The 12,995-nt window shown below is 38.2% G+C and carries 9 protein-coding genes; 6 read left to right on the top strand and 3 right to left on the bottom strand.

Annotation, left to right across the window (positions count from 1 at the left end; all coding sequences use genetic code 11):
- The first annotated feature begins 54 nt into the window (after positions 1-54).
- From ABD692_RS00615 to ABD692_RS00590, 6 genes are read left to right on the top strand one after another with little or no spacing between them, the layout of a single operon-like run.
- Complete coding sequence (locus ABD692_RS00615) at positions 55-1,212, top strand: tRNA wybutosine-synthesizing protein 4 beta-propeller domain-containing protein (RefSeq protein ID WP_316757029.1); 1,158 nt, start codon at positions 55-57, stop codon at positions 1,210-1,212.
- Positions 1,209-2,450 (top strand): MFS transporter, encoded by a 1,242-nt coding sequence (locus ABD692_RS00610; protein ID WP_344764129.1) that lies wholly within the window; start codon positions 1,209-1,211, stop codon positions 2,448-2,450. Before ABD692_RS00615 ends, ABD692_RS00610 begins: the two co-directional genes overlap by 4 nt.
- 16 nt (positions 2,451-2,466) lie before the next feature.
- Positions 2,467-4,014, top strand: a complete 1,548-nt coding sequence (locus ABD692_RS00605; RefSeq protein WP_344764127.1) for an exo-alpha-sialidase — start codon at positions 2,467-2,469, stop codon at positions 4,012-4,014.
- Between the two features lie 6 nt (positions 4,015-4,020).
- Positions 4,021-6,093, top strand: a complete 2,073-nt coding sequence (locus ABD692_RS00600; protein ID WP_344764125.1) for a GDSL-type esterase/lipase family protein — start codon at positions 4,021-4,023, stop codon at positions 6,091-6,093.
- A 6-nt stretch (positions 6,094-6,099) separates the two neighbouring features.
- Complete coding sequence (locus tag ABD692_RS00595; protein ID WP_344764123.1) at positions 6,100-7,281, top strand: AGE family epimerase/isomerase; 1,182 nt, start codon at positions 6,100-6,102, stop codon at positions 7,279-7,281.
- Positions 7,282-7,298: 17 nt separating this feature from the next.
- Complete coding sequence (locus ABD692_RS00590; protein ID WP_344764121.1) at positions 7,299-9,869, top strand: family 20 glycosylhydrolase; 2,571 nt, start codon at positions 7,299-7,301, stop codon at positions 9,867-9,869.
- A 389-nt stretch (positions 9,870-10,258) separates the two neighbouring features.
- On the opposite strand, the gene ABD692_RS00585 is transcribed toward ABD692_RS00590, so the two are convergent.
- From ABD692_RS00585 to ABD692_RS00575, 3 genes are all read right to left on the bottom strand, one after another.
- Positions 10,259-11,200 carry a sensor histidine kinase gene (locus ABD692_RS00585; protein WP_344764119.1) on the bottom strand — a complete coding sequence of 314 codons (942 nt, stop codon included), beginning with the start codon at positions 11,198-11,200 and terminating at the stop codon, positions 10,259-10,261.
- A 250-nt stretch (positions 11,201-11,450) separates the two neighbouring features.
- Complete coding sequence (locus ABD692_RS00580) at positions 11,451-12,182, bottom strand: LytR/AlgR family response regulator transcription factor (protein WP_344764117.1); 732 nt, start codon at positions 12,180-12,182, stop codon at positions 11,451-11,453.
- A 151-nt stretch (positions 12,183-12,333) separates the two neighbouring features.
- Positions 12,334-12,585: a helix-turn-helix domain-containing protein gene (locus ABD692_RS00575; protein ID WP_344764115.1), complete on the bottom strand. Its 252-nt coding sequence runs from the start codon at positions 12,583-12,585 to the stop codon at positions 12,334-12,336.
- Positions 12,586-12,995: the final 410 nt, after the last annotated feature.

Raw genomic sequence — 12,995 nt, 5'->3', positions numbered from 1 at the left:
ACGCATAAGGCTCGCTTATTGGGCCCAGGATAAAAAGTGTTTTAATTAATTTTAATGAGAACCATATACCTTACTTTATTGTTAACTTCAATTTTATCGCCAGTATTAATGGCTCAGAACCGCACGGTTGATCTTATCGATTGGAAAATCGTGGCATCGATTCCCCCCGCATTACACCAGGTTAAATCTATCGGATTAGCTGGAGCAATTTCAGGGATTCATAACGATGCCCTTATTGTTGCAGGAGGAACAAACTTTCCTGATAAAATGCCATGGCTTGGTGGATCTAAAAAGTCTTACGATAATGCTATTGTTTATCCAAATATCAACTCAAAAAAAACTTTAACGCCATCAGTCGTTAGCTATAAATTACCTTTTAAACTAGCCTATGCAGCAAATTGTAATACTAAAGAAGGTATTGTTGTTGCTGGCGGAGAGAATGAGTTGGGCTTGAGCAAAAAAGTACTTTTACTGAAATGGAAGCAACAAGAAGAAATTTTAGGCATAGAATATTTGCCAGATTTACCATTTGGAGTGACAAATGCATCTCTTACAGTAGTTCGGAATATTCTTTATATATCTGGTGGCGAGGTACCTTCTGGCGCCAGGGATGAGTTTCTATCCCTGGATTTAAAAGATCCTGCTCAAGGCTGGAAAACTTTGTCAAATTTACCGCTAGCCACTTCTCACGCTGTTCTGTTGGGTGATGAAAAGACTGGTCAGGTTTATCTTATTGGTGGCAGATGCAAAAAAGTTGAACAGGTTAGTGAAATATATAATGCCTTTCACGCCTACGATATTAAAAAGAATTTTTGGAAGGAAATGCCAACGCTCCCCTTTCCACTTTCTGCTGCTTCAGGTATTATTAATGGAGATGATATTTTGATTTTTAGCGGAGATGAAGGAGAAACATTTAATAAAGCAGAGAAACTAATAATTGCTATGGAGCAGGAGAGGGATGCCCAAAAAAAAGAAGTTTTAAATAAGAAAAAAATAGAGGTTCAATCCTCCCATCCTGGTTTTAGCAGAAAAGTTTTGAAATATAATTTGTTTGGTAAGACGTGGACATTGTTGAAAAATGAAATGCCTTACGGCACGGTTACGGTGAATGCGAACCTTTTTAATGATAATGTATTTATAGCGGGAGGGGAAATTAAGGCGGGGGTAAGAACCCCGAATATTTTACGTGGTAAAATGAAATTTATACAATGAAAAATTCAAACAGATACACATGGGTGGTTGTTGGTTTGCTTTGGTTTGTGGCCCTGCTTAATTATATGGACCGCCAAATGCTTTCGACCATGAAGCCCGCCATGCAGATGGATATTTCAGAGTTAAAATCAGCAACAAATTTTGGCTACCTGATGGCTATATTTCTTTGGATTTACGGATTAATGAGCCCTATATCTGGGATAATCGCGGATAAATTAAATCGAAAGTGGTTAATTGTTGGCAGTTTAATGGTTTGGTCACTTGTGACCTTTTTAATGGGTTATGCCACAACTTTTAATCAAATTTATTGGTTAAGGGCATTAATGGGTGTTAGTGAAGCGTTGTATATTCCCGCAGGTTTATCCTTGATTGCAGATTACCACAGCTCGAAAACCAGATCTTTGGCTATTGGCATCCACATGACTGGACTTTACATGGGGCAGGCCCTTGGTGGTTTTGGAGCCACAATTGCATCTAGGTTTTCCTGGCAGATCACCTTTCATTCTTTTGGCTTCGTTGGTATTGCCTATGCAATTGTCCTGGTATTCTTTTTAAAGGATAAAAAAAATGCTGTAAAAGAAATTACATCAGATAAAATTTTGATTACACCAAAAGTGCCGATTTTTAAAGCGCTGGCATTGCTGTTTAGCAATATTTCTTTTTGGATCATCTTATTCTATTTTGCCATTCCAAGTCTGCCAGGTTGGGGCGTAAAAAATTGGCTACCAACTTTATTTGCCCAAAATTTAAATTTGCCAATGGAGCAAGCTGGCCCACTATCAACAATAACAATAGCATTCTCCTCATTTATTGGCGTTATTTCCGGTGGTATTTTATCTGATAAATGGGTGCAAAAAAACCTTAAAGGACGTATTTATACCAGTGCAATTGGCCTAAGCCTAACCATTCCCTCACTGTTGTTAATTGGTTTTGGGCACTCTTTATTCCATGTGGTAGGAGCGGCAGTATGTTTCGGAGTAGGCTTTGGCATGTTCGATGCGAATAATATGCCAATACTTTGTCAGTTTATTTCGCCAAAATCCAGAGCTACAGCCTATGGAATAATGAATATGACTGGTGTCTTCGCAGGTGCCTTCATAACAGATTTATTAGGGAAATCGACTGATTCGGGTAGTTTGGGTAAAGATTTTGCCATGCTATCCATCATTGTCTTCATCGCATTAATCATCCAACTATATTTTCTCCGTCCCAAATTTAATGATTTTGAAGATGCTTAAATCAACAAAAAAAAACATGAAACAAATAAAAATGAGCTTAGGCTTACTTATTGTATTTACACTATTTACATTGAGGACTTTTTCATCCGTTGGTATAACAATTACCGCATCTTCACCCGTGATACCTGTGCTGAAGGGAATGGAGTCAAACGAATTACTTTCATTACGGATTTATGTTCCTGCTGGCGAAAAGGAGATATCTTTTACGAATATTTCTTCCATATTAAACCCGGACGGACTAAAATCGATTGAAAAGATTGATGTTTTTTTTACACAAAATGAGCCGTTTTTTGCAACCAAGAATAAACTGGCTTCCATTAATCCTACTTCTTCAAAGCTGAATTTGCCAATTAATTTGAAGTTAAAACCTGGCGTAAACTATCTATGGCTTAGTGCGAAACTTAAAGAAACTGCAGATATCGACTCCAAAATCGAATTCCATGTTAGCCAAGTAGAAGATGCTGACTCAAAAAAATATGAAGTAATAGAAGAAAGTGATGGATATATTAAAAGAATAGGCGTTGCTGTGCTAAGGGCAGGAGATAATGGGGTGAATACTTATCGGATACCTGGTATAGTGACAACTGATAAGGGATCGCTTATCGCAGTATATGATATTCGTTATCAAAACTCAAAAGATCTGCCTGGAAATATTGATGTTGGCTTGAGTAGAAGTACGAATGGAGGAAAAACCTGGGAGCCAATGAAAGTTATAATGGATATGGGCGAACCAAATGAAAATAATGGTATTGGAGATCCTGCCGTACTTTTCGATCCTGTTACAAAAAAAATATGGGTAATTGCATTGTGGAGTAAAGGAAATCGTTCTATCGCAGGTTCAAGACCAGGTTTATCCGAAGATGTTACCGGGCAAATGGTACTGGTCAGTAGTGATGATGATGGACTGACCTGGTCATCGCCCAAAAATATAACATCGACCACTAAAAATCCGAAATGGAACCTGTTTTTTAACGGCCCGGGCAGTGGTATTGCCATGGCAAATGGTAAGATCGTTTTTGCCGCTCAATATTGGGATGAAAATGCAATGCCGCACTCCACATTGGTGTATAGTGCCGACCATGGTAAAACCTGGAAAACAGAGTACGGTCCAAAATCGAACACTACCGAGGCGCAGCTTATAGAGACTGTACAAGGCACACTGATGCTAAATATGCGGGATAACCGAGGGCGTTACAGAAGCGTGGCAACTACAACGGATATGGGTAAAACCTGGACCGAACACCATACTTCATATAAGGCATTGCAGGATCCGGTTTGCATGGCCAGTTTCATCAAAGCAAAGGTTAGCATTAAGGGCAAACAAAAAGATGTTGTGTTTTTCGGAAATGATAATACCCAGTCTGACCGTTATAACTTAACAATTAAAGCAAGTTTGGATTTGGGCGAAAGCTGGATTAAAAAAAATGAACTTTTGATAGATGAGCGCAGGTTTTATGGTTATTCTTCATTGACTATGGTTGATGATAAAACAGTTGGTTTTTTTTACGAAGGTGCTAAAGACTTATATTTTGTTCGTATTCCGGTAAATGAGATCGTTAAATAAATTAAAATGAAAATTGTTTTCAGATTAATTATTTGCTTAAGCTTTTTGATTAGCAATAATGCGCATTCGCAAAAAATAAAAGTTGCCTGTATCGGAAACTCCGTAACAGCAGGTTATTTGTTAGCCAATCCAAAATTAGATGCTTACCCCTCAAAGTTACAACAGCTTTTGGGGGATAAATATCAGGTTGGTAATTTTGGACATAGTGGCGCAACGCTTTTAAAAAAAGGCCATAATCCTTATTATAAGAACAAGGAATTTACCGATGCATTAATTTTTCATGCTGATATCGCCATTATCGCTCTTGGTTTAAATGATACCGATCCGAGAAACTGGCCAAATTATAAGGATGAATTTAGCTCGGACTACCAGTGGCTTATTGATAGTTTAAAGCAGGGAAACCCTAAGCTTAAAATTTATATCTGCAAGCTTTCACCCATATTTAGCGGACATCCGAGGTTTAAATCCGGAACCCGAGATTGGTATTGGCAAATTCAGGATAAAATAGGGCAGGTTGCCAAAGCAAACCAGTTTGAACTGATCGATCTTCATGCCAGGCTGGGTAATCGTCCAGACCTATTTGCAGATAACCTGCATCCCGATATTACGGGTGCAGGCATTATAGCTAAAACCGTCTTTGAACATTTATCGGGCAATTTCGATGGCTTTAAATTGAATAAAATATTTTCCAATCACATGGTATTGCAACGTGATCTACCAATCCCAGTTTATGGAACGGCGAATGCAGGCGATCGGATCGAAGTACAGTTTAATAATATTAACCTTCACACTGAAACTGACTTCAACGGGAAATGGAAAGTTGAGTTTCCTGCGATGAAATTTGGCGGACCTTATCAAATTAAAGTAACCAGTAATCAAAATACAGTTTTATTAAACGATGTGCTGATCGGAGATATATGGCTCTGCTCCGGGCAGTCAAACATGGCTTTTCCTTTAAAATCCTCAGCCACTGGCAAAGCGACTTTAAAAACTTTAGATAAAAAACTTCCAATTAGACTTTTAAAATATAATTCTCTGGCTGAAACCGATAATATATCGTGGGGTAAACCAATATTGGATAGTATAAATGCACTGAATTATTTTTCAGGGACTTGGGCTGAACTGGATCAGTCATCCCTAGCCGATTTTTCGGCCGTTGCTTATTATTTTGGAGAAAAACTAGCTATGGAAGAAAATATCCCGGTGGGTTTAATTCAAATGGCTGTCGGTGGGTCTACACTTGAATCCTGGATGGATAGAGGAACAATTGAGCACGATGATTTACTTGTTGATATATTAGGTAACTGGCGGAAATCTGATTTTATTCAGGATTGGGCCAGGGGCAGGGCAGATCTAAATCTAAAAAATGCGACCAACTCAAAACAAAGGCATCCTTACGAACCGGCTTATAATTACGAAGCAGGGATTGCAAATTTAACGGATTTCCCCATTAAAGGGATAATCTGGTATCAGGGCGAGAGCAATGCACATAATGTAGAACTTTTTAACCATGAGTTCCCAATTTTGGTTAAAAGCTGGCGTGACAAATGGAATGCTGATTTTCCATTTTATTATGTTCAGCTTTCTGCCATCGATCGGCCCTCTTGGCCTTATTTTAGAGATGCGCAGCGAAAAATGCAATCCGTTATTCCCAATATTGCAATGGCGGTGAGTTCTGATTTAGGCGATTCCCTGAATGTTCATCCTACTCATAAAAAGGAAGTTGGCGAGCGATTGGCTTTGCTGGCCTTAAAGAATACCTATCATCATAATATTATAGCCTCTGGCCCGGTAGCGCTAAAGGCCATCAAAAAGGAAAACACCATTATCATCACTTTTAATGATGCTAAAGGATTAAAACCTAGTGGTGGTTTGGTTTTACAAGGCTTCGAGATTGAGGATGAAAAAGGGAATCACCTTACCGTAAAAGCGAGTGTTTTAAAAAATACAGTTCATTTAGCGGTTCCTGCTGGTGTGACAATAGCAAGGGTTTTATACGCCTGGCAACCATTTACTAGAGCGAATTTAGTTAATGAGGCTGGTCTTCCAGCTTCAACATTTTCCATTACTATAAATTAAATTATTATGAGTTACACAAGCGAGCAACTGAAAGGTCTTTCTTTATTTTATAAAAATCAATTATTAAATAATACGATAACATTTTGGTTTCCCAGGTCGATTGATGAAGAATATGGTGGTTATCTTTTTATGAGGGATGCTGATGGAAGCTTAATCGATGATGATAAGGCTGTTTGGATCCAAGGCCGTGGCGCATGGTTGCTTTCTACACTTTGCAATACGGTTGAACATAGAAAAGAATGGCTCGATTGGGCAAAGTCTGGTATCGATTTCTTAAACAAGTATGGTTTTGATGCCGATGGGCAGATGTTTTTCCACGTTACCCGCAGTGGGCAACCGATTCGTAAAAGGCGATACTATTTTTCGGAAACCTTTGCTGTCATTGCCAATGCCGCCTATGCCAAAGCCAGTGGCGATGAGCAAGCGGCCGAGAAGGCGAGGTATTTATTTGGAAAGTGTATTGAGTATTCAACCACTCCTGGCTTGTTGCCGGCAAAATTTACCAAAACCCGGCCTACAAAAGGAATAGGTGTGCCGATGATTATGATGAATACCGCCCAGCAATTAAGAGAGACCATTGGCGATCCGCGTTGTGATGAGTGGATCTCTATTTGGATAGAAGAAATAAAAAATGACTTCGTCAAGGATGATATAAAATGTGTGATGGAACAGGTGGCGCCCGATGGGTCGATAGTTGATCATATTGATGGAAGGACATTAAACCCGGGGCATGCAATCGAAGGCGCCTGGTTCATTCTACATGAAGCTAAATACCGTAATAATGATCCCGAGCTAATCGCGCTTGGTTGCAAAATGCTGGATTATATGTGGGAACGTGGCTGGGATAAGCAGCATGGTGGAATTCTATATTTTAAGGATGTATATGACAAGCCTGTACAGGAATACTGGCAGGATATGAAATTCTGGTGGCCGCACAATGAAACGATAATTGCAACCTTACTTGCCTACACCTTAACTGGTGATGAAAAGTATGCTCGCTGGCATAAACTCGTTCATAATTATTCCTATGAAAAATTCCACGATAAAGAAAATGGAGAGTGGTTTGGGTATTTACACAGGGACGGTTCACTAGCACAAACGGCTAAAGGAAACATGTTCAAAGGGCCTTTTCATCTTCCCCGCCAGGAATGGTATTGTGCGCAATTACTGCAAGGTCTGGGTTATTAACCAATAACGATAATGAAATGTTAAAATATTCACTAGCACTGTTGTTACTTGTTTTTTCAGTTACCGGATTTGCACAGGTTGTTCTGCCTTCTTATCCGCAGGTTACTTTTCCGACCTATTACTGGCAAAAAAGCACTCAATTTCAACTGCTTCCTAATAAAGAAAAACCTGTTCTTTTTGTAGGAGACAGTCTCACCGACGGAGGAGAATGGTCCGCCCTTTTTGAAAATGAAAATATACTGAATTTTGGTATAAGCGGAGAAACAAGCGCTGGGATCATTAATCGCATGCCGGAAATCGTTAAACGACGCCCAAGTAAAATATTTCTAATGATTGGAATAAATGACCTTTCAAGAGAAATATCTGTGGATAGTATTTTTTTCAATACTTCCCTGATTATTAAATACCTTAAAGAGAATTCTCCAGGGACAGAAATCTTTGTACAAAGTGTGCTCCCTGTTAATGATATTTTTAAAACATTTACCGCTCATACATCCAAAAGATATTCCATTGAAAAATTAAATTTGAAATTATCTGATAGCGCTGAGTTTTTAGATTATCAATTTCTAAATCTCTATCCGTCTTTTGTCGGTGAGAAAGGTAGGTTGAACTCTGATTTTACAAATGACGGGTTGCATCTAACGGGTGCTGGTTATATACTGTGGAAAAATCTAATCTATCCACATCTTCGCGGGCTGGAAGCAGAGCCTGCTCTGATCCCACGTCCAAAGCAATTAACAAAAGGGAAGGGGGCATTTCCTATTTTTAGAGTTAAGTCAATTTACTATCAGAATGACTCACTTTTTAATGAGGCTGCAGCAATGAAACAGATGCTCAGTCATAGAGGAATATCTGTCAGCCTGAATAAAAATATACGCGCAGATGCCAAGCCTGCTATCAGGCTGGAAATCAGTGAAAAGTATAATAAAGATCCGGAGGCATATCATCTGCATATTTCTGCTCAGAATCTGGTAATCAGCGCAGCAGGAAAAGCTGGCATATATTATGGCCTTCAGACTTTGATTCAGCTTATGCGCGGTGGTGATTTTGTCGAAGCTGTGGATATTGAAGATTCGCCCGCTTTCAAATGGCGAGGATATATGGTCGATGTCGGAAGAAATTATCAGTCTATTGCGCTGCTTAAAACGCAGATTGATAAAATGGCATTTTACAAATTGAATGTTTTTCATCTACATCTGACTGAGGATATCGCCTGGCGACTCGAAATTAAACGATACCCAGAGTTAACCCGCCCGGAGTTTATGGAAAGAAATAAAGGGATGTATTATACGCAAAACGAAATTAAGGACCTCATCAGTTACGCTAAAGCACGACATATATTACTGGTACCTGAAATTGATATGCCTGGGCATAGCGCAGCATTCAAAAGGGCAATGAAAACCGATATGCAAAGTGATTCAGGACTTGCCATCGTTAAAAATATTTTAAAGGAAATCTGCGAAACTTATGATTTTCCGTTCATCCACATTGGAGCGGATGAAGTCAAGATTACCAATAAAGATTTTCTTCCTTCAATTTCCGCTTTTCTGAAATCACTTAATAAAAAGGTCATCGGATGGGAGCCTGGAGGCAATTTTGCGCCTTCTACAATTCGCCAGCTGTGGATGGATGATGCAGCCGTAACATCCGATCAAGGAAAGATTCAATACATAGATTCTCGCCATTTGTACCTAAATCATATGGACCCGCTGGAAAGTGTAGTCACGATATTCAACAGGCAGCTGGCTGGTGTGGATACGGGTAGTCAACAGGCTTTGGGTGCAACATTATGCCTGTGGCCTGACCGGGCTGTAGAGAAACAGGAAGATTTAATTTCTATGAACGGGGTTTTTCCTGCCATGTTAGCTTTTGCAGAACGGTGTTGGGTGGGAAACGGATATAAAGACTGGGTTGCCAACATTGGTTTGAACGGACAACAAGCACTCGATGATTTCAAAGCGTTCGAAAAACGTTTGATGGATCATAAAAGATTTTTTTTTATTGAACTTCCTTTTCCTTATTTAAAACAAAGCGACCTAAAATGGCAGCTTTATGGGCCTTATGAAAATAATGCAAACCTCAGTCAGAAATTTAACCCCGAACTAAAAAAATCTGAATTAGACAGCAATGTTTCACAAACGGCTATAGGAGGCACAATTATTCTTCGGCATTGGTGGGCACCTAAAATAAAAGGTGTTTTAAAAGATCCAAAGGAGAATACGACCTGGTATGCTACTTGCAATGTGTGGTCAGAGAGGGATAGCGTTAAAAAATTCTGGATTGGCTTTAATAATTTCTCCAGGTCGCAAGCTGTAGATACGCCACCAGCGGGACAATGGGATAATCATCAGTCTCAAATCTGGATTAATGGTGAGCTTATTCTACCACCAAATTGGCTACACGCAGGACAAAAAGGAAACCTTGAAATTCCGCTAATAGACGAAGGTTATGAATATAGAACACCAGCACTGGTTAAGCTTAAAAGAGGCTTGAATAAAATTTTAGTTAAAGTACCGATTGGGAAATTTGCAGGTAAAAACTGGAACAATCCAGAAAAGTGGATGTTCACTTGCGTCGAGTTGGAATAAATTTGAGGAATCGGATTTCGAAAGCATTTAAGTAAGCAGGCTTTTACTTAGCTGTGGTTGTATAATAAAATACTATGTGTAACAAAAACACTGGCACAGCCGGCTAATTCAGGGCAGCCAAAAGGTTGTGGCGCTTTTAGGGCTACCGAGATTGGCGGTAGAAAGGCGTTTCAGGCAGTCAGTCCCCTTTTCGGGGCAGAGCGAGCGGAAGTTGGGCAAAGCCCTACTTTTATTTATAAATACTGGATTGCATTGGTTTGTGAAACTTCAACTTCAATTGTTAACCTAAAAAAATCTTTATTATCTTCTATTTCAAACTTTGAACTAGCTGGATATACCAGTAAAATCCGTTGCCGAATGTTTTCCAGTCCCGTACCAAAACCATTGTTCTACTTCTTTCGATTTATTAAATTCCATGAGGTGAGTGTCAATTTTTCTTCTTTTAGTGACAAACTAATAACGGCTGGATGATTTCGGTCTGTGTAAATTCCATGCTTAAAGACATTTTCTGAAAGAGTTAATAAAATCAAAGGCACGAACTTTACTGCTCTTATTTTCTGTTCATATCTAAAGCTAATATTTAATTCATCGTCGAACCTTGTTTTGTGAAGCTTGATCAGATTTTCTACCTGGTCGATTTCCTCGCCTAATAATATCAAATCATCTGTGTTTTCGCAGTTTACACTGAACCTCATTACATCTGAAAGTGTCATAACCGCTTCGGCGGTTCGAGGTGAAATAATATGAATATCTGTATAAATTGCGCTCAAAGTATTAAAGAGTAAATGAGGATTGATTTGTGCTTTTAAATAAGCATTAGTTGCATGACTGAGTTTAACTTCTGTTTCCTTTTGTTTCAGCATATAATTAAGCCTGGCCTCTTCCAATTGTGCTCGTGATAAAATGGACTTTTTGTACTCTTTGAAAAGATAATAGAATGCAGAGAAGCCCATAAACTGCAAAACTCGCCACAACACCCCAAATGCATACCGACTGTTTAGTATGATTTCATCAAAAAGTAGCCATGAAGTATGCTTATTTATATAATAGTCAACAAAGTAGTTGATCACCAGATAACATGCGTAAATGATGAACAAGGATATTGGGAGTTTCCAAAACCAAGCAAATTTCTTTTTAAATACTAATGGGTAAACAAGGTCTCCACAGAGATAGAACAGCAAGATGTTTAATATGTAATGCACAAAATAAATACCAGGCGTGCCGAAAACCCCAGAAGCCAATCCAACAACTGTAATTTCAATCGGTATGAAAATCAACCAGCTCCTGATGTGTATTTTATAGGTGTTGAGTTTTTCTAATATTTTCTTCATGTAGGCAATATTCGCTTTGGTGTAAACACCGCTACCCGCAGTGTAATAACTTTTATTAGCAGTAGGGAACAGGCTAGTTTCAAGAAAAAAAACATGAAACAAAGCCCTAAAAAGCTGGTCAAAAGAACAGTATTTGTTTATCGATCAGCACCGCAACATGAGCGTCTGAGCACAGACCCTACAGCAACGAGTATAATTATTATTTCTACAGGCACGCATGCCGTTAACAGAAAGTAAGAGTTATTAAAGATTATGTTCGGCCGGACATTAATGTTTTTTCTTCCAGGAATTTTATTAAACCATTCTTATAAAATGTTCCCATCTGCACTTGGTAACCGCTTCCTAAATTTATGGTGTTGCCCACAATCTTCTCGATTTTACGCGCATTGATAACATGGGATCGGTGAACCCGATAAAATAAGTCTGAACTCAATAGTTCTTCTACTTCTTTGAGGGTTAAGTAAACCAATTGTTCACATTCTGTTGTGACCATATTTACATAGTTTTTAGCACCTTCAAAATACAAGATGTTTTGCTTATGTACTCTGGTTAGTTTCCCTTTCTCACCAGTTTTTATAAAAACAATATTTTTTCCAGGCTTTTCGGTATTAGAGAAGTCGGTGTCAATTATATTCATTAAAACTGTTGTGAATTTGGATAACTTTATTGGTTTGACGAGAAACTGAGTGGCTCTTAAATCAAAAGCATCAATACTATACTGTTGATATGCACTTGTAAATATGATTGCCTTTGATTTAGTTTTTAATTGTACCGCCAATTCAATACCATCTATGTGGGGCATTTCAATATCTAGAAATATAATATCTATTTTGTCTTCTGGGTAAATGCTTGAAAGTGCCTTGAGGGGGTCTGTAAAAGTCTTTACAAGTTCAAGTGCTGGAATTGTTTCGATGTATCCAGTAAGGAGGGTAATTGCGTGTTTTTCATCATCAATGATAACACACCTTAACTTATTTTTCATAAGCTGGGAGAGTTTGGTTAATAAATGGACGATTTATATCATAGAAATAAATAAAAGATTAAAGGAAATGATTAATAGAGGAGTGGACTTAAACTAAAGTTTAGGAACCTATCATTTATAAATTGTGCTGGAAATCTTTATTCTAAACTTCCTACTGTAATTTATAAGTTTCATCACCGAGATCTGTCATAATCTCAGTTAAATTTATTTCTAAACCAGTACAAATTTCAAGCAAAGTTGAAAACATAAAGTCCTCTTTAGCATTTTCGATATCACTAATCTTGGCTCTATCAATTTTATCACATTTGTTTGCAAGTGCTTGCTGAGACATTTTTTTCAATGACCTGTAATACCTTACGTTTTTTCCTATGACTTCATAAAGATTTCGATACTGAATTCTCATTAACTGAAAGTCGAAGTTTTGAGGAAAATATATCGTGGCAATATTGCCACATATTTAATTTTTGTTATATTTACATCATTGTAAGATAATTAGCGATTGCTAATAAAATTAACGTGGTATTATTCAAGAGTCTCGATTGCAAATTCTGACAAGTTGCCAATTGAAAGAGACAATAGATTAATGCCCATGACTATATTTTGCGTACTTTCGTACACACTATAGAGTTGTGGGCTCTATTGTATATCGTTTCATGGGTCGTCAGAAACCTGCAATCCGGTATTTAGAGCCCTGCTATAGTGCCCTTAATACAAGACTCGTATAACCAATACGGGTATGGATCAAAAACATTGCTTTCGGAATTATTTCAAACCATTAATATCTAAATTTAATGGTGGGGATTGCTTTGTGTC

The organism is Pedobacter ginsengiterrae, assembly GCF_039537385.1.
Taxonomy (GTDB): Bacteria; Bacteroidota; Bacteroidia; order Sphingobacteriales; family Sphingobacteriaceae; genus Pedobacter; species Pedobacter ginsengiterrae.
This window is presented reverse-complemented; position numbering and strand designations above follow the sequence as displayed.